This is a genomic window from Deferribacter autotrophicus (assembly GCF_008362905.1).
Lineage (GTDB): Bacteria > Chrysiogenota > Deferribacteres > Deferribacterales > Deferribacteraceae > Deferribacter > Deferribacter autotrophicus.
Genome location: NZ_VFJB01000002.1, coordinates 103,966 through 121,938 on the forward strand (window position 1 = coordinate 103,966; position 17,973 = coordinate 121,938).

17 protein-coding genes are annotated in these 17,973 nt (G+C 33.5%); 5 read left to right on the top strand and 12 right to left on the bottom strand.

Going from position 1 to position 17,973, the window contains the following annotated elements:
* Positions 1-2: 2 nt before the first annotated feature.
* Positions 3-422, bottom strand: coding sequence for a Fur family transcriptional regulator (locus tag FHQ18_RS01985; RefSeq protein ID WP_149265498.1), 420 nt, complete (start codon positions 420-422; stop codon positions 3-5).
* A gap of 202 nt (positions 423-624) precedes the next feature.
* On the opposite strand from FHQ18_RS01985, the gene rbr reads away from it, so the two are divergent.
* From rbr to holA, 4 genes are all read left to right on the top strand, one after another.
* Entirely contained in the window at positions 625-1,224 is a 600-nt protein-coding gene (gene rbr, locus FHQ18_RS01990) for a rubrerythrin (protein ID WP_149265499.1), read from the top strand.
* Between the two features lie 137 nt (positions 1,225-1,361).
* Positions 1,362-3,923, top strand: coding sequence for a leucine--tRNA ligase (gene leuS, locus FHQ18_RS01995; protein ID WP_149265500.1), 2,562 nt, complete (start codon positions 1,362-1,364; stop codon positions 3,921-3,923).
* Positions 3,924-3,952: 29 nt separating this feature from the next.
* Entirely contained in the window at positions 3,953-4,426 is a 474-nt protein-coding gene (locus FHQ18_RS02000; protein ID WP_149265501.1) for a hypothetical protein, read from the top strand.
* Positions 4,392-5,273, top strand: a complete 882-nt coding sequence (gene holA, locus FHQ18_RS02005; RefSeq protein ID WP_149265502.1) for a DNA polymerase III subunit delta — start codon at positions 4,392-4,394, stop codon at positions 5,271-5,273. Before FHQ18_RS02000 ends, holA begins: the two co-directional genes overlap by 35 nt.
* Before the next feature lie 268 nt (positions 5,274-5,541).
* On the opposite strand, the gene sfsA is transcribed toward holA, so the two are convergent.
* Positions 5,542-6,228: a DNA/RNA nuclease SfsA gene (gene sfsA, locus FHQ18_RS02010; protein ID WP_149265503.1), complete on the bottom strand. Its 687-nt coding sequence runs from the start codon at positions 6,226-6,228 to the stop codon at positions 5,542-5,544.
* Positions 6,221-7,567, bottom strand: coding sequence for an alanine/glycine:cation symporter family protein (locus FHQ18_RS02015; protein ID WP_149265504.1), 1,347 nt, complete (start codon positions 7,565-7,567; stop codon positions 6,221-6,223). The genes sfsA and FHQ18_RS02015 overlap by 8 nt, the downstream gene beginning before the upstream one ends.
* A gap of 121 nt (positions 7,568-7,688) precedes the next feature.
* Here FHQ18_RS02015 and FHQ18_RS02020 point away from each other — a divergent pair, with 121 nt between their 5' ends.
* Complete coding sequence (locus FHQ18_RS02020; protein ID WP_188020317.1) at positions 7,689-8,363, top strand: lytic transglycosylase domain-containing protein; 675 nt, start codon at positions 7,689-7,691, stop codon at positions 8,361-8,363.
* 170 nt (positions 8,364-8,533) lie between these two features.
* On the opposite strand, the gene FHQ18_RS02025 is transcribed toward FHQ18_RS02020, so the two are convergent.
* From FHQ18_RS02025 to istA, 9 genes are all read right to left on the bottom strand, one after another.
* A complete protein-coding gene (locus tag FHQ18_RS02025; protein WP_149265506.1) occupies positions 8,534-9,268 on the bottom strand; it encodes an ABC transporter ATP-binding protein in 735 nt (244 codons plus the stop codon).
* Positions 9,261-10,034: an ABC transporter ATP-binding protein gene (locus FHQ18_RS02030; protein ID WP_149265507.1), complete on the bottom strand. Its 774-nt coding sequence runs from the start codon at positions 10,032-10,034 to the stop codon at positions 9,261-9,263. Before FHQ18_RS02030 ends, FHQ18_RS02025 begins: the two co-directional genes overlap by 8 nt.
* 3 nt (positions 10,035-10,037) lie before the next feature.
* Positions 10,038-10,985 (bottom strand): branched-chain amino acid ABC transporter permease, encoded by a 948-nt coding sequence (locus tag FHQ18_RS02035; RefSeq protein ID WP_149265508.1) that lies wholly within the window; start codon positions 10,983-10,985, stop codon positions 10,038-10,040.
* Positions 10,985-11,887 carry a branched-chain amino acid ABC transporter permease gene (locus tag FHQ18_RS02040; RefSeq protein WP_149265509.1) on the bottom strand — a complete coding sequence of 301 codons (903 nt, stop codon included), beginning with the start codon at positions 11,885-11,887 and terminating at the stop codon, positions 10,985-10,987. Before FHQ18_RS02040 ends, FHQ18_RS02035 begins: the two co-directional genes overlap by 1 nt.
* A 15-nt stretch (positions 11,888-11,902) precedes the next feature.
* Entirely contained in the window at positions 11,903-13,027 is a 1,125-nt protein-coding gene (locus tag FHQ18_RS02045; RefSeq protein WP_149265510.1) for a branched-chain amino acid ABC transporter substrate-binding protein, read from the bottom strand.
* 279 nt (positions 13,028-13,306) lie between these two features.
* Complete coding sequence (locus tag FHQ18_RS02050) at positions 13,307-14,260, bottom strand: ornithine cyclodeaminase family protein (RefSeq protein ID WP_149265511.1); 954 nt, start codon at positions 14,258-14,260, stop codon at positions 13,307-13,309.
* 3 nt (positions 14,261-14,263) lie between these two features.
* Complete coding sequence (locus FHQ18_RS02055) at positions 14,264-15,310, bottom strand: proline racemase family protein (RefSeq protein ID WP_149265512.1); 1,047 nt, start codon at positions 15,308-15,310, stop codon at positions 14,264-14,266.
* Between the two features lie 222 nt (positions 15,311-15,532).
* Positions 15,533-16,270, bottom strand: coding sequence for an IS21-like element helper ATPase IstB (istB, locus tag FHQ18_RS02060; protein ID WP_149265513.1), 738 nt, complete (start codon positions 16,268-16,270; stop codon positions 15,533-15,535).
* Positions 16,270-17,820 (bottom strand): IS21 family transposase, encoded by a 1,551-nt coding sequence (istA, locus tag FHQ18_RS02065; protein WP_149265514.1) that lies wholly within the window; start codon positions 17,818-17,820, stop codon positions 16,270-16,272. The genes istB and istA overlap by 1 nt, the downstream gene beginning before the upstream one ends.
* Positions 17,821-17,973: the final 153 nt, after the last annotated feature.

A 17,973-nucleotide genomic window follows, 5' to 3' on the forward strand; every position in this document is an offset into this window, starting at 1 on the left:
TTTTAACGCAATCTACACTCTTTACACATAAAATATAAATTTATTTCATAATCAATCACTTCCATATCTGTAAATTGTTTTGCAAAATTGATAATTGATTCCCTATCAAATTCTCTATCAATAATCTTATTACAACTTTTGCAAATAAGATGAATATGATCTTTTGTATTAAGTTCAAAAAGAGTCTTTTGAGATTCTAAATGAACCTCTTTCACTATCCTGTTATCTATAAGAACTTTTAAATTTTTATAAACTGTAGCAAGAGAAATAGTAGGAAGTATCTTTTTAATTTCCTCATATAGTTCTTCTATGGTAGCATGTCCGTATTTTTCAATTGCTTCAATCAAAATAATTCTCTGTGGGGTAGCCTTCAGATTATGTCTTTTTAAAATTTGGTTAATATACCGATTTTTATCACTCATATAATTATTCTAAAAATAATTCTAATAAAAGCAAGATATAATTTTATAATATTTTTATATACTAAATTTTATTACTTATAAAATATAATTGACAAACATAATTTTTAAACATATTCTAATTTAACTTAAGACGAATTTTAAGAAAGTTTAAAATTTGTATGCTATAATTTCTATAAGAGAAACTAAAGAAGGAGGTCATACAATGCCAAAGAAAAGCTTAGAAGGAACAAAAACACTTGAAAATTTAATGAAATCATTTGCAGGTGAATCACAGGCAAGAAATAGATACACCTTTTATGCTTCCATAGCTAGAAAAGAAGGTTATCGTCAAATTGAAGCTTTCTTCATAGAAACAGCTGATAATGAAAGGGAACACGGCAAAAGATTCTATAAACATGTTATTGAAAATTTAAACCTTACCGAACCTCTTATGGTGGATATTTCTGCTTCATACCCAGCACAACTTGGTAACACCTATCAGAATTTAATGGCTGCTGCTGCTGGTGAGCATGAGGAATTTGTAAAATTATATCCTGAATTTGCAGAAATAGCTGATGAAGAAGGATTCCCAGAAATTGCTCATCAATTCAGAATGATTGCTGAAGTAGAAAAATGGCATGAAAAAAGATTTTTAAAACTTGCTGAAAATATTGAAAAAAATAGGGTCTTCAAACGCGACACAAAAGTTTACTGGAAATGTAGAAACTGTGGCTATATTCATGAAGGTTTTGAAGCACCTGTTGCATGTCCTGCTTGTGCACACCCACAAGAGCATTTCGAACTTTTTGTAGAAAATTATTAATAAATTAAAGAGGGGTGAATTCCCCTCTGTTCACTCATACCCCTCAATCCAAAATTTTTAAATTAATCATTGATTTATTTCACCTAATTTTATAAATCTATAAAATTAAAAAGTTATAATATAGGGAGGAATTTTACATGAAATATAATCCTGCTGAGATAGAGCAAAAATGGCAAGATATTTGGGAAAAAGAAAAAATCTTTAAATCAGAAGCTGATTCATCAAAGAAAAAATATTACTGTCTTGAAATGTTTCCATACCCTTCAGGTAAAATCCACATGGGACATGTAAGAAACTATGCCATAGGAGACGTAATTGCACGCTATAAAATGATGCAGGGGTTTAATGTAATTCATCCAATGGGATGGGATGCCTTTGGACTACCAGCAGAAAATGCTGCTATTAAAAATAATATTCATCCTGCAAAGTGGACATATTCTAATATAGATTACATGAAAAAGCAGTTAAAAATGCTTGGTCTTAGTTATGATTGGGATAGAGAAATTGCTACATGTGACCCAGAGTACTATAAATGGGAACAAAAAATATTTCTTGAAATGTTCAAAAAAGGGCTTGCCTATAAAAAGACCTCGCTAGTTAACTGGTGTCCTGAGTGTCACACCGTATTGGCAAATGAGCAGGTGGAAGACGGCTGTTGTTGGAGATGCTCAAGCGAAGTAGAAATCAAAGAACTTGAAGGTTGGTTTTTCAAAATCACTGACTACGCTGAAGAATTGTTAGAATATACATACAAACTCAAAGGGTGGCCAGAGCGTGTACTTACCATGCAAAGAAACTGGATTGGAAAATCAACAGGTGCTGAAATCGACTTCAAAATAGATGGGACGGACGAAACAATTACAGTTTTCACCACAAGGCCAGATACTCTTTTTGGTGCTACTTTTATGTCAATAGCCCCTGAACACCCTGCTGCCAAAAAATTGTTAAAAGGCACAAAACAAGAAGAGGAAGGGCTAAAATTTATTAATGAAATACTAAAAGAGGATAAAATTTCAAGAACGGCTGAAGATAAAGAAAAAAAAGGGTTTTTCACTGGCAAATATGCTATCAATCCTGTAAACGGGAGAAAACTCCCTATTTTTATTGCTAATTTTGTACTGATGGATTACGGTACAGGAGCTGTAATGGCTGTACCTGCTCATGACCAGAGAGACTTTGAATTTGCAAAAAAATATGGTCTTGATATCATTGTTGTTATTCAACCAGAAGGTGAAGAATTAAATCCTGATAAAATGACAGAAGCTTACACCGGTCCTGGTAAAATGGTAAATTCCGGCAATTTCAATGGACTTGATAATGAAAAAGGGAAAGAAGAAATTGTAAAATATCTTGAAGAATTAGGTGTTGGTAAAAAAACAGTAAATTACAGATTGAAAGACTGGGGAATTTCAAGACAACGCTATTGGGGTGCACCCATACCAATAATCTACTGTGACAAATGTGGTATTGTACCTGTTCCAGAAGAAGATTTACCTGTAAAATTGCCTACTGATGTAGAATTTACAGGCGCAGGCAATCCGCTATCACAGGTTGAAGAATTCGTAAATGTAAAATGTCCTAAATGCGGAGCTAACGCAAAGAGAGAAACAGACACAATGGATACGTTTGTAGAATCAAGCTGGTATTTTTTAAGATACTGCTCTCCAAAGTGTGATACTGCCCCTTTTAACAAAGATGAAGTAGAATACTGGATGCCAGTAGATCAGTATATAGGTGGGATAGAACATGCTATCTTGCATTTATTGTATTCAAGATTCTATACTAAGGTGTTAAGGGATTTAGGATATATAAACTTTGATGAACCTTTTGAAAGATTACTGACCCAAGGGATGGTTTGTAAAGAAACTTACAAATGTGAAGAGCATGGTTGGCTTTTCCCGGAAGAAGTTCAAGATGGAAAATGTGCAAAATGCGGTAAAGAAGTAATAATCGGTAGAATAGAAAAAATGAGTAAATCCAAAAAAAACGTAGTTGATCCTGAAGCCTTAATAGAACAGTATGGAGCTGACACTGCAAGATTGTTTTCTCTTTTTGCAGCACCACCTGAAAAGGACCTTGAATGGAGTGAACAGGGAGTTGAAGGCGCTTTCAGATTCATCAACAGAGTATGGAGACTTATCATAAAACATATCGAACTAATAAAAAGCAATGTAAACTGCGAAATTAACGAAAATGGAAATATTGAAAAAGAAATTTTATATCATACACACACCACCATTAAAAAGGTCACTAATGATATTGAAAAATTTCAGTTAAACACTGCCGTTGCTGCTATAATGGAGTTCACAAACAATCTTTATCTGTTAGAAGGAAAACTATCAAACGACTCAGAAAAAACAGCTTTTAAAGATGCATTGATAACCCTTATAAAACTCATTACCCCATTTATCCCGCACACAGCTGAGGAGTTATGGCATCTTTGCGGATTCAATGGATATGTATCAAAAGTAGATTGGCCTCAGTACAATGAAAAATATACAGTAAAAGATGAAATCGTTGTCGTAGTTCAAATTAATGGTAAGGTGAGAGCACAACTCAACATACCAAGAAATATGGAAAAGGATGAAGTATTAAAACTTGCAAAAGAAAATGAAAAAGTAAAAAAGTATCTTGAAGGGAAAAATCTTGTAAAAGAAATTTATGTGCCTAACAAACTCGTAAGTTTGGTTGTAAAGTGAAAACATTGGTAAAATATTTCAGCTTTTTTATGATTTTTATCCTGCTGTCCTGTGGATACAGGATGGCAGGTTTTGAAAAAATTGACATAAAGGATAAATTTTATTTAAGCTCAATCAAAAACTTAACATCCGAATCAGATTACACCTCAATTTTAAATTCTACCTGTTACGATTTTTTTAACAAACACAATCTTCTCACTAAAAATCCTAACAATAATCTCAAACTGAGTATTGAAATAAATAAAATTTTCTATGAAAGTAAAATTATACAGCAAAATTACAGGGCAACATCATCAGAATTGCACATTTCTGTGACAATAAAAGTAAAAAAATCTGAAAAAGAAATTTTTCGAAAAACTTACACAGACTCAAATAACTACACAATTTATACAAATATCACTCAAACACTCTCTTCAAAACAGGAAGCTCTCATTAAAAGTTTAAACAACATACTTCTGGATTTTATAAATGATTTCAAAGAAGAAATTAATCATAATAGGTAGTCCTCAATTTATTGAAAACAAATTAAAAGAAATTATCAAAGAGAATGATAATACAGATGTAAGAAAATACAGCGATGAAAACTTTAATCTGGAAGAAATATCAGATTATCTTTTTACTTATCCATTATTTGGTGAAGATAAACATTTGATTATAAAAAATGCTCATAAGATTAAAGAAATTTCAAAAAATTCAGAATTATTCAAATCACCCTGTGAAGCGCATATAATCTTTTTAGCTGAAGAAAACAAAGAATTATTAAAAGCTTTTGAAAATAGTTTTGAAATTGTAAAAGAGAAAAAGCACAGTTACAAAGATGATGTCTCAGAAATAATATCTAAATTCCAAGAAAGAAATCTACCAATTTCCTTTAATGAAGCAAAAGAAATTTATGAATTATGTCAAAGAAATATGGAAATAGTTAATCAGGAGCTCGAAAAAATCTCCCTTTACTTTCACAATAAAAAGCCTGAATCTTTTGAGGAAATATTAAACATTATTAGTTCTTCAAATGTAAATAATGTTTTTGCTTTTATTGAATCATTTTACAACAAAGATTGGAAGAAGGCTCTTGCAAAATTAAATTTGATGATTGAAAACCATGAAAATTTACAAATGGCTTTTTACATGCTCACAAAAAGGGGGATTGAAACACTACATTATCTTATTTCACCAGATTTGATTTCTGGCCAGACGTATAAAATTGCTCAAATTAAATCTGCATCAGAGAAATGGTCAAAAAAAGAGCTTTTCAGTTTAATTGAAAAATTTTATCAAATTGATAAAAAGTTAAAAACATCTCAGGCAAAAATAGAATACGAGCTCACATCTTTAATTAGTTGCCACTGAAAAAGTGGCAACTAATTAATAATAAATGACTTATTTTATTTCTCTCATAAAAATTCCCACCAGTTTTTGAATTTTTTTTTTACAGAACATAAAGGGGGTAAACCCCCTTTAGAACCCCCGAAAAGAGGATAAAAATAGAAATTATTATTTTTAGTAAATTAGTTTTCTAAAGAAAACTAATTTAAAAATTATTAAAATGATAAAAATTTTATTTAAAAATTAGTTCTCACTTTATCAGTGAGAACTAATTAAACCAAATAATTCATTTCTAATTTCCCATGGGTTTTAGAATCACTTCTTTCCTATCAACGTTAAAATGGTTTCTATAAAAAATTGGTTTTACACCATAGTTTAATGCCTCTTTGTACTCTTTACAATAAAGACTATCTATGTACCATGCACATTCAAAAGATTTTGCATCTACTGCAATTACATAAAAAATATAACAGTCATAGCCTTGTTTCGACATTTCAGTCAATAAGCGAAGATGTTTCCTCCCTCTTTCTGTCTTAGCATCAGGAAACGCAGCAATTCCATTATCGTTTAGCAATGTAACATTTTTAACTTCCACCAAGATTTTTCTACCATCTTTTTCAAGATAAAAATCAATTCTGCTGTCCCCGATTGAATACTCTCTCTTTAAATAGTCATAAGGATAAAGCTCTTTTATAGCCCCGTCTTTAATATAATATTCCACTATTCTATTCACATTGATTGTGTTTGTGTAAACCCAGTTTCCATCTAGTTGAAAACCTTCAACAGTGTATTTGTATTTTCTTTTTGTATTATCAGAAATGGAAAGGGCTATTAAACAACCTTCATTCAATAGCCCTTTCATAGAACCTGTATTTGGATTAAAAGCAGTCTCAACTACTCCATTCCTCTCAAAATCAACCATAAACCTTTTATATCTTTTTAGAAACCTACCTACTATAATATTATCAAATTTAAACATCACTCATCTTATCTTTTGTAACCTTAACGAGTAATCCCGAAAGCAGTAGTAATCCAATAAGGTTAGGGATTGCCATCATCCCATTAAATAAATCTGCCATATCCCATACAAAATCTGTTTTTCTTAAAGCACCATAAAATACACTTAAACAGTATATCACCTTATAAAAATAACTAAATTTGTAACCAAATAAGAATTTTGCACACTGCTCACCATAATATGACCATCCTAATATGGTAGAGTAAGCAAAAAAGATGAGAGCTATTGCTAGAAAAGTTTTGCCACTACCACCAAAAACAGTAGCAAATGCTGCAGCTGTAAGCTCAGTGCTTGTTTTACCATTATCCCAAACACCGGTTAAAAGGATAACAAAGGCAGTCAAAGAACAAATTATAATAGTATCAAAAAAAACACCTGTCATCGCCACAAGCCCCTGCCTTACGGCATTATCTGTCTGAGCAGCAGCATGGGCTATGGGCGCACTACCAAGACCTGCTTCATTTGAAAAAACCCCTCTTGCCACTCCATATCTAATTGCATCCCTCACTGCAGCACCAGCAAAACCTCCAACTGCAGCCACAGGGGAAAAAGCTGACTTAAAAATCAGAGCCAACACATTGAGAAACTGATCAATATTTATGAATATTACGATTATTGCAAAAACAAAATAAAACACAGCCATAAATGGAACAATTTTCTCAGTAACTTTACCAATCCTTTTAATACCACCAATTATTACAAGCGCTGTCAAAATCATCATAACAAAACCGGTAACACCTTTTGGTAAATTAAAAGCATCATTTACAGCCAATGCAACTGAATGAGACTGCACCATACTTCCAATACCAAAGGACGCTACAATTCCAAAAATAGCAAATAAAATTCCAAGCAATGCCCCAAGCCACTTAACCTGCAACCCTTCTTTCAGGTAATACATAGGACCGCCTATACTGGTACCGTCTTCAAGCTTCCTCCTAAAAGTAACTGCAAGAACAGCTTCAGCATACTTTGTAGCCATTCCAAAAAATGCTGATAACCACATCCAAAAAATTGCACCAGGTCCTCCGGTAGCAATTGCTGTAGCAACGCCTGCAATATTACCTGTTCCTATTGTCGCGGAAAGCGCTGTAGTTAAGGCTTGAAACGGTGTAATATCTCCCTCGGCTTTATTAGCGTTCACTGTTTTGAAAATAAGCTTTAAAGCCTTGGGAAGCATCAACACCTGGATAAACTTCAACCTTACAGTAAGCAAAATACCTGTACCAATAAGCAAAACCAGCATGAAAGGTCCCCAGACAATGGAATCAAGCTGGGTTACCAGTGAATGCAAATTTTCCATCTTCCACCTCTTAAAAAATCATTTACAAAATACAATAATTGTATATTTTAAAAATCGACAATATAAAATTTTTAAGGGTTTTTCAAGGTTAACAATGACAATCAAACATAATTTACACCTTATGAATAGCTTTTTGAAAGTTCTTTTCTTTACATTATTAACTTTTAGTTTATATATTAACTCGATCTCTGCTTATCTATTTGATATAATTAACAAACAAGAAATTTACATTAACAAAATCGAAAATAAAATAACAACCCTTATAAATGAAAAAGAAGATACAAGATATTTAATTAGTAAGTATAACCAGATAATAGACATAAACAATGTCCTTACATATTTTACCAATGGAAACGTAAGATATTCTACAATGGATATTGCTTATACTATAGTTGATGAATCCACAAAAAATAACATTGACCCCTATCTTGTGCTTTCCCTTATCCTTACAGAAAGCTCATTTAACCACCGCAGTATTTCAAGAAAAGGAGCTATTGGATTAATGCAAATCTTACCAAATACTGCTTATTACATTTCAAAATTTAATGATGACATTGACATTTCTCATAAAAAAGAACTTTTTGATCCAATTACCAACATAAAAATTGGAGTGAGTTATTTTGCTTATCTTTTAAAAAAATATAATGGTAACATAAAATATGCAATTATAGCCTATAACCTAGGGCCATCAAATCTAAATTACAGACTCAGGAAAAAGAAAAAGGTTCCAAAGTTCTATTATAACAGAGTAATCAGAAATTATCAGCTTATCTCAAATGTGAAAAACAGCGCATAAAAAATATGAAAAGCCCCATCTAAAATATCTTTTTGTATTTTTTTGAAACATTTTGACAATTTTCCAAATAATTATGCAAAAACTATGTTATGCTGATTCAAAGACATCAGATAGTTTTGATATCGAGGATACAGGGGGCAAAAAGCCCCCTAATTTTTATTTGCAACTGATTACAATATGGTATGTTTCTTCTTTCCTAAATAAGCTTCTTGAATCTTTTCAGAATTCAGCAGTTCTTGAGATGTTCCACTAAAAACAATTTTTCCAACTTCCAACACATACCCCCTATCAGCAAGCTTCAATGCAGCTTTGGCATTCTGCTCTACTAATAAAACTGTAACTCCACTCTCACTAATCTCTTTAATCGTTTTAAATATTGACTTTACTAAAAGAGGTGCAAGTCCAAGGCTTGGCTCATCTAAAAGCAACAACTCTGGTTTGGACATCAATGCCCTACCAATAGCAAGCATCTGTTGTTCACCACCAGAAAGAGTTCCTGCAAGCTGCTGTTTCCTTTCTTCCAACCTAGGAAATAACTCATAAATCCATTTTAATTTTTCCCTATCAACATTTTCTTTTGTATAAGCACCAAGAATAAGATTTTCTTCTACAGTTAACGTAGAGAAAACTCTTCTCCCTTCAGGGGATTGAGAAATCCCTAATTTAACAATTTCATGAGCCTCAAGCTTAGTAAGCTCAATACCTTTGTACTTGATACTACCTGATTTTGCCCTTAACAAACCACTGATAGTTCTAAGCGTAGTTGTTTTACCTGCTCCATTAGCCCCAATAATTGTAACGATTTCACCTTTATATACTTCTAATGAAATTCCCTTAACAGCTTCTATATTTCCATAATTTACTTTCAAATCTTTAATATTAAGCATCAATTCTTTACTACTCATCGTCATCCTCATCGCTTCCTAAATATGCTTCAATAACTTTCGGATCATTCTGAACCTGCTCAGGTGTCCCTTCTGATATTTTTTTACCAAAATTTATTACCACTATCTGATCAGTAACACTCATCACAAGGTCCATATCATGCTCTATCAATAGAATAGTCACACCCATATCTCTTATTTTAGATATGGTATCCACAAGTTCCAAAGTTTCCTTATCATTCAAACCTGCAGCAGGTTCATCAAGGATCAATAAGGCAGGTTCAGTGGCAAGGGCTCTTGCCATCTCCACTTTTCTTTGTATACCATATGGTAGACTGGTTGCCGAAACAGTTGCGTATTCAGTCAAACCAAACAGATCCATGTATTCCCATACTTTTTCCCAGTTTTCTCTCTCATCTCTAGCAGAAAAGGGTGTATGAAAAATTCCGTGATACCACTTTTGCTTACTCTTACTATGTCTACCTGAAATAATATTTTCAGCTACACTCATCTCTCCAAACAATCTTATTGTTTGAAATGTTCTCACAATACCCATATTTGCTATTGTATATGGTTTTAAACCAGTTATATCTTTACCATTGAACCTGATAGCTCCTTTTTCTGGTTTATAAACTCCTGTAATACAGTTAAAAACAGTTGTTTTACCTGCACCATTTGGTCCAATAAGACCAAAAATCTGCCCTTTTTCTACGTTAAAAGTAAGGTCATCAACAGCAACAAGTCCACCAAAGATTTTTGTTACATTTGATAGCTCTAACAACGCCATAATTTAATCCTTCACCATATATTTTGGAATTCTACCAAATTTAGCTGGCCAAATCCCTCTTGGCCTCAAAATCATTGTAAGAATCATTGCTATACCAAATACAAAATATCTTGCAGTAGCGAACTGTCTAAAAATCTCTGGTAATACAAACATTACAAAGGTTCCAAGTAAAATACCTGGAATTGATGATGGTCCGCCCACTATTACAATTGTAAAAAACAGAACGGACTGAATAAAACTAAATGCCTCAGGACTAACTGCAGCATATTGCACAGCAAACAAAACTCCAGCAAGCCCTGCTAAAGCAGCACCTAAACCAAATGAATATAATCTGTAAAAACGCGTATTTATACCTACACATTCTGCCGCCAATGAATCTTCATTTAGGTAATGTAGAGCTCTACCTATTTTACTCGTTTCAAGATTTCTGATAATGAAAAATGTGAGCATCAAAACAAAAAAGGATAGAAAGTAAATTGATTGCTGTGAAAAAAATTGAAAACTAAAGATTTCAGGTGCCCCAATCCCAAATATTCCGTTAGGTCCACCAGTTATACCAAAAAGATTGTTTTTAAGTACCTGTTCAAAAACTATATTGAAGCCAATTGTAGTAACGAGAAGATAATCACCTCTTAAGTGAATGATTGGAGCAGCAAGTAAAATACCAACAATCAGTGGCAAAACAATAGCTACGGGAATTGTCCACAAAACAGGTACATTAAAAACAGTATTTAAAATTGCAGTAGAATATGCTCCCAATCCAAAAAAGAGAGCATGCCCCATATCAAACATTCCGGCTCTTCCAAGTACAATATCCTGACTGAGAGCAACTATGGAATAAATTATAAAAGTAGTCCCAACGGCAAGCCATCTTGAGTTTGCTATAAAAGGAAAAATTAACAAAAAAGCAACAAATACTAAAAATCCTACTAATGTCTTTTTATCGTTCATTACACTTTCTCCGCAACACGTTCTCCAAGAATACCGGTTGGCCTAAATATTAAGATTATGATGAGCAAAATGTAAGTAAAGGCATCAGCCCAAGTACTTGATACATAACCAGCAATAAAGGCATTAAACAAACCAAGTAACATACCACCTAGCATAGCGCCAGGGATATTACCTATTCCACCAATAATTGCCGCCACAAAAGCATTTAAACCGTAAATCCATCCCATGTTAAAATATATCCCTTTATAATACATCCCAATAAACAAACCACCCACAGAACCTAATGATGAACCGATTATGAATATCAGTACAATAATTTTATTTACATTAATCCCCATCAATTTAGCTGCAAGTTGATCAATGGCGCTGGCTCTTATTGCAGTACCAATCTTCGTTTTGTTTACAAACAGATACAACACTACCATTAAAACTAAAGATAAAACTAATATAATTAGCTGCATCAATCCAAGTGAAACACCACCAATATTCCAGTAAATATTCGGCACAACATCTGCAGGATAAATTTTGGGTCTAGGTCCCCAAATTAACATAATACCGTTTTGAATTACCATTCCTGCACCCAATGCTGACACAACGGCACTAAGCCTTGGTGCACTCCTCAAAGGTCTATAAGCAATTCTTTCTAAAATCACCCCAATAATCGCAATGACAATTGCTGTAATAATAAATACTATCGGTATTACAATATAATTAGGTACAGACGCCCCAGTTAATTGCATCATCACCACAAGTCCAATGTAAGCAGATAGAGCAACAAGATCACCATGAGCAAAGTTTATTAATTTCATTACACCGTAAACCATTGTATAACCAAGGGCCACGAGAGCATAAATGCTCCCGATTGTTAGCCCATTTATCAACTGTTGAAAGAATATTTCCATCTTTCGCCCTTGTAATTACTTTGTTGGATATACTATTTTATATTCACCATTTGGCTGAATTTCATAAGCCATATATGCACTTGTTATCCTTTCACCTCTTTTATCCCAAGTAATAGGACCAGTAATTCCAGGGAAATCTTTCAATTCATTATGTAAGTAGTCAGCAATTTTTTTAGTATCTGTAGTTTTAAGTACTTCAATTGCATGAAGGATTGCTCTTAAACCATCTACATTGAACAATGTCCAAATGCTTGGTGGATCCTCATGATATTTTGCTCTGTAATCAGCCAAGAACTTTTTAGCAATATCGTAAGGCAAATACTCTGGAAGTGGCACATTAATTATATATGCTCCAGTAGCTGCAGAACCTGCAAGCTTAATAAACTCTTTATTGTCATTTGAGTCACCACCCACAAAATCAGCTTTAATACCAAGCTGAACCATCTGAGCTCTTATTAAACCGCCATCTGTGTAATAACCGCTGAAATAAATAACATCAGGATTGTAAGATTTAATTTTTGTTAAAATAGGAGTAAAGTTTTGATCACCTGATTTAACTTTACCTCTATAAACAACATTGCCACCAAGCTTTTTTGTATTATCTACAACAGCTTTTTCAAGATCAACTGAAAAGGTAGAATAATCTGAAATTGTAGCAATTCTTTTATATTTTTTAAAATTCATAAAGAAATCCGCAGTAAATTTACCTTCTGCACTGTTTGGAGATGAATTTCTGAAAAATGTCCAGTAGCCATGTTTAACAAGAGTATCACTTGTACCATCGCTTGTTTGAAGAACACCTGCTCTAAAATAAGTAGCCTGAGCTGCTTCTGTAGCAGTAGATGTGTAAGAACCGATTACAGCAATAACACCTTTGTTAACAAGCTCTCTTGCACAAATAGCAGCCTTAACTGCTGTTCCTTCATCATCACATGTAATAACTTCGATCTTTTTACCGAGCAAACCACCTTTTGCATTTACTTGCTCAACCCAAAGTCTTACTGCATTATCGATACCCTGCCCCTCACTGGCAAATTTACCTGTTATTGGCGCCTGAACACCAATCTTAATAGTACCACCTGCAAAGGAGCTAACTACAAGAGCAAGAACTAAAAACAACGATAAAAAAATCTTTCTCATAACAACCTCCTGAGTTTAAAATTACGTTTGATAAAACCGCTTTCCTCATATTATTTAAAAAAGCTTTTTTGTCAAGTATAATGAACAAGTTTCATTAAAAAATAAATTGCTTTTCCATAAAATAAAATCGCTTTATTATTAAGCTGTTATAAAACTAAAAAACTGAACATTATTTTGATAGTTTTTTAATATACTGAACTATTGTTTTTTTATGAAATATCCCTCTATAAAATAAATATTTTAGTAATATAAATTATGAATTATTAAAAAAAAATGATTCTATTTTGTAACTATTAAATTGTAGAAATAAAACGAAGAATATAAATCAAATGCAGCATTGCCTACAGATTTAAAAATAGTATTTTTGGCTTTATAAAAATTAAATTCAAACCCTTTTGCAATAAGTTCACCAATTTCTCTAACTTCAGTTTCCTTTATAACACCTTTTTTTATTGCTTTGATAATATCTCCACTTTCCTTTGAACAACCTATTTTCGAATCCACAAAAACATCAAATTTCTCATACACATATTCATCAATTTCCTGCATATCTGGCTTAAAAGAACCTATGGCATTAATATGTACACCATCTCTAAATTTCAAATTACTGCTATCAAATAAAGGTATTTTAGAATTTGTTGCAGCAATGATAATATCTGCTTTCTCAATCATTGACTTATCGTTTGTTAACTCAACATCCACATCTACTTCATTAACAATTTTTTTGACAAACAACTCCCCTTTCTCTTTTCTTCTGTAATAAACATAAATTTTTTCAATCTCTCTTACACTTAAAGCAGCATAAATTTGAGTCTCAGCTTGAGGGCCAGTCCCAAAAACTGCCATAACTTTAGAGTCTTCTCTACTGAGCAAATCAATTGCAGTTCCACCCACTGCCCCTGTCCTAATGGCAGTAAGAGTCGCTCCATCAAAAAACATTTCAGGTATACCTGTTACTGCATCTGCAAGCATTACAAAACCGTTTATTGCGGGAATTCCTCTTTGAATATTTTCACTGCAGACCCCGACATATTTAAAAGCAACTTTTTTAAGCTCCTCAGATAAAACGGGCATAAAAAGATAAGTCGATTTAAATCTACCACTATCCAAGTGTATTCTCTGAGGAACTATCACTTTACCTCGACTTAAAGCACTAAGTGCTACTTTCATCTGATCAATCAGCACCTTGTAATCTACCAACTTATTCATCTCATCTGCAGAAATATATCTCATAACCTACCTCAAAAAAAATCCATATTTTAAAGGATCAGTTTCATCAATAATAAATTCAGATTTTCCTACAATATAAGCATCCCCTTCTACTTCAGGAATTACTGCATCATAATCTCCAAAAACTGTAATATCAGCAATCCTACACTTAAACCGTGTCCCAATAACACTTTCTATGATTAATTCATCATTTTTATTTATTTCCCTTTTAGCATAATGCAGTGCAAGTCTACCGCTAACTCCTGTGCCTGTAGGACTCCTATCCACTTCTCCATCAGCAAAAATGCACACATTTCTACTTACTTCCCCTACACCGGTTTTACCATCAGTAAAAATAACACCATACAAAAAACTTAGATCTTTTTCGAGAGGATGCTCAATGGAATAACTATCCATAATTTTTTTCTTAATCCTCATGCCCCAATCAATTAGCTGTTTTATATTATCCTGATTCAAATTCAATCCTATACTATTTGCATCCACATAGGCATAAAAAGCCCCACCAAATGCTATATCAAAAACAACTTCCCCAATTCCATCAACTTTAACTTTACCATCTTCCAAATAAAGAAATGATGGAACATTTTGAAAGTATGTTTTTTTCAATACACCCTCTGAAATTTCTGCAAATCCTTTTACAATACCTGCAGGAGTATCAATATTAATAATTGTTAGTGGTTCCTCTTTTTCGACTAAACCACATTCAACTGCAAGCTTTATTACTGCAAGTATGCCATGACCACACATCGTACTAAATCCTTCATTGTGCATAAATATTACACCAAATTCTACACCTTCCCTATATGGAGGCAGTAAAACACATCCATACATATCAGCATGCCCTCGTGGTTCCCACATGAGAGCCCTTCTTATAAAGTCATATTTTTCTTTAAATTTTCTTCTAAACTCTAGGACCGAACTTGCTTCGATTTCCGGCAAACCTTTATAAATAACCCTTAATGGCTCACCAGCAGTATGAAGATCTATTGTTTTTAAGATTAACCCCTTGCTTTTACTTAAAGAATACTGCTCGAGATTTTCTTTCCTCCACATACTCTCCCCCTTTCATATTTTCATTATATAATTTAATTTTACTGGTAGCATCCCAATTTTTTGAACAATAAATGTTTTAAAGGGTATCTTATTGAATTAAATTTTTGCTCCTGCCCGTATCGCTTTATTCGGACACCCGTATCGCTATCATTCGGACACTTTAGACACTAATTTTAAGACCCCTTCTATGCAAAACTAACCTCACGGTATTTTTTAGTATCACTAAACTATATTCTCCTCTGATTTCAGTTTTCTAACACTTTCTCCGCTAAGTTTTATCTTATGACTGCTATGTACCAATCTGTCAAGTATTGCATCTGCCACAGTGGCATTCTTTAGACAATCATACCAGTTATCAATTGGTAATTGAGAAGTAACTATTGTTGAATTCACGCCAACTCTATCCTCTATTACTTCTAATAAATCATTAGCTTCATCAGCCTCAAACGCACTGATACCAAAATCATCTAAAATGAGAAGATTAAACCTTGCAAGACGGGAAAGCATTTTTATATAATCACCTTCTAACCTTGCCAGTTTTAATTCTTCCATTAATCTGGGAACCCTGTAATATCTCGCAGTATAACCATCAAGAATTGCTCTGTTTGCCAGTGCTTGAGCTATATAGCTCTTCCCCGTACCAGTAGGCCCAGTAATAATTATGTTCTGTTTTCTTCTCAAATAATCACCTCCTATCAGAGAAGTCATTATACTTTTATTCAATCCCCGTTGAATACCGTAATCGATATCTTCCACCCTTGCCATCTTCTCTTTCAGTTTTGCGGCAGCCAAGTTTCTTTTAATCTTTCGATTCAGCCTTTCCGATAGTTCGGCTTGAAGTAACTGAATTAATCTTTCTTCAAAGGGCATTTCGTTGTAAACTGGGTTTTCTTGTTGTTTGGTAAGTGCAGCACTAAACCCTTTTAAACTTAATTGTGATAAAAGATTATCAAGTTCCATTACTTTTCCTCCTTCTCTTCCTTGTAGTATTGTTTACCCCTTATATTCTCATGCTTATTTAAAGGGGTGATATCTTTTTTCGGTCTTTGCTGATAAGATTTGGTCTTCAAGATAGTTTTTACGCTTTTTACTGTAAACGCTCCTATTGAAATCGCTTTTTGACAGCTTAATTCCAATTCCTTTGCAGAGTATTCATCGGATAATTTTAATATCGCAATACAGGTTCTATAAGCATTTACAGGGTGATTCCTTGATTCCATTATCATTTTCATCAACTTAGTCGTATTTAAGCCTATTTTAGATGCCCAAAAAAATATTCTTTTTGGACTCCATCTTTCTTTACTCAATACGTGGTTAGGTGGCATATGTTCATCCAAAGTAGAAGCTTGACCTTTAATAAATAACCTGGGATGAACTGCTATTAATTTACCTTTGAAAAATATTTCTACGGTAGTGTTGGAATACCATACATCAACCTTTGATTTTATATATTGATAAGGAACAGAATAATAATTACCTGCAACTTCCACATGATAATCTAAATGAACCGTTCGTAATAAGTGCTCTCTATATTGGTAACGCTTCTTAGGTAATGGTAGCAATTCTTGACGCTCTAACTCCTCTAACAGCTCAAACCTACTCTTACCTATACCCCTTATCTTTTTTTCATTGTATTGCTCCATAAGAGGCTTTATAACAGCATTTATCTCTTCTACTCCGTAAAACACCCTATTCCTCAATTTGGCTAATATCCAGCGCTGTATCCCCTGAACTGCCTGCTCCACTTTCGCTTTATCCTTTGGATGGTTAGGTCTAGCTGGAATTATTACTGTATTGTAATATCTTGCCATATCTAAATAGCTGGAATTCAATTCAAGGGTTTCTCGAGTATTCTTTATTACTGCTGATTTTAAATTATCAGGAATTATTTGTCTCGGAACTCCTCCAAAATATTCAAAAGCCAACGTATGAGACAATATAAACGAAGACTGCTTTTGATTAGGAGTCGCATGAACAAATACCGCACCCGAGGCTCCAAGTACTGCTACAAATATTTGAACTGCTTTCTCCTCTCCTGTACTTACATCAACCATATTCATCGTTAATCCTGAATAATCAACAAACATCGTCTCCCCAGCATAATATATCTGACGCATTGTAGGGGATAGTCTTTGAATATAATCTTGGCAATATTTCTTAAACTGAGTATAGTTGTAACCTTCCGGATGTCTTTCTTTGTATTCCTGCCATAATAGTAACCATGTGACACCTTTTTTGCGTATCTCTTCAGCTATGTATGCAAAATCAGGTAATGGACGGTTGTTTCTTGACTTTGCTTTACGCTCTGGGAATAGCTTATCTTCAAGCTCATTATCCAAAAGCTTTAGCCCTTCTTCTATCGATAATCCCGTTATTTGAAAACGTGTACAGTAATCTAATACCGTTGATTTGGGAACTCCTAAAGAACGGCTAATTGCCCGATACGATAACTTATTTTGAAATCTTAAACGTAAAACATCTTTTACCATAGCCATAGCTAACCTCTTCATTTTTACTCCCCCTTTGTTTACTTTATGGGGAGTTTAGAGGTTAGTTTCGCTTAACTCAAGGTGTCCGAATAGTAGCGCTATGGTGTCCGAATGTTTCCGATACGGTGTCCGAATAAAAACGATATCACTGTCCGAATGTCAGCGATACAGGCA

What these genes read in the sequence shown, in the direction of transcription:
- FHQ18_RS01985 (WP_149265498.1), bottom strand. Translation starts at nt 422, where the DNA reads ATGAGTGATAAAAATCGGTATATTAACCAAATTTTAAAAAGACATAAT.
- rbr (WP_149265499.1), top strand. Translation starts at nt 625, where the DNA reads ATGCCAAAGAAAAGCTTAGAAGGAACAAAAACACTTGAAAATTTAATG.
- leuS (WP_149265500.1), top strand. Translation starts at nt 1,362, where the DNA reads ATGAAATATAATCCTGCTGAGATAGAGCAAAAATGGCAAGATATTTGG.
- FHQ18_RS02000 (WP_149265501.1), top strand. Translation starts at nt 3,953, where the DNA reads ATGATTTTTATCCTGCTGTCCTGTGGATACAGGATGGCAGGTTTTGAA.
- holA (WP_149265502.1), top strand. Translation starts at nt 4,392, where the DNA reads ATGATTTCAAAGAAGAAATTAATCATAATAGGTAGTCCTCAATTTATT.
- sfsA (WP_149265503.1), bottom strand. Translation starts at nt 6,228, where the DNA reads ATGTTTAAATTTGATAATATTATAGTAGGTAGGTTTCTAAAAAGATAT.
- FHQ18_RS02015 (WP_149265504.1), bottom strand. Translation starts at nt 7,567, where the DNA reads ATGGAAAATTTGCATTCACTGGTAACCCAGCTTGATTCCATTGTCTGG.
- FHQ18_RS02020 (WP_188020317.1), top strand. Translation starts at nt 7,689, where the DNA reads ATGAATAGCTTTTTGAAAGTTCTTTTCTTTACATTATTAACTTTTAGT.
- FHQ18_RS02025 (WP_149265506.1), bottom strand. Translation starts at nt 9,268, where the DNA reads ATGAGTAGTAAAGAATTGATGCTTAATATTAAAGATTTGAAAGTAAAT.
- FHQ18_RS02030 (WP_149265507.1), bottom strand. Translation starts at nt 10,034, where the DNA reads ATGGCGTTGTTAGAGCTATCAAATGTAACAAAAATCTTTGGTGGACTT.
- FHQ18_RS02035 (WP_149265508.1), bottom strand. Translation starts at nt 10,985, where the DNA reads ATGAACGATAAAAAGACATTAGTAGGATTTTTAGTATTTGTTGCTTTT.
- FHQ18_RS02040 (WP_149265509.1), bottom strand. Translation starts at nt 11,887, where the DNA reads ATGGAAATATTCTTTCAACAGTTGATAAATGGGCTAACAATCGGGAGC.
- FHQ18_RS02045 (WP_149265510.1), bottom strand. Translation starts at nt 13,027, where the DNA reads ATGAGAAAGATTTTTTTATCGTTGTTTTTAGTTCTTGCTCTTGTAGTT.
- FHQ18_RS02050 (WP_149265511.1), bottom strand. Translation starts at nt 14,260, where the DNA reads ATGAGATATATTTCTGCAGATGAGATGAATAAGTTGGTAGATTACAAG.
- FHQ18_RS02055 (WP_149265512.1), bottom strand. Translation starts at nt 15,310, where the DNA reads ATGTGGAGGAAAGAAAATCTCGAGCAGTATTCTTTAAGTAAAAGCAAG.
- istB (WP_149265513.1), bottom strand. Translation starts at nt 16,270, where the DNA reads ATGGAACTTGATAATCTTTTATCACAATTAAGTTTAAAAGGGTTTAGT.
- istA (WP_149265514.1), bottom strand. Translation starts at nt 17,820, where the DNA reads ATGAAGAGGTTAGCTATGGCTATGGTAAAAGATGTTTTACGTTTAAGA.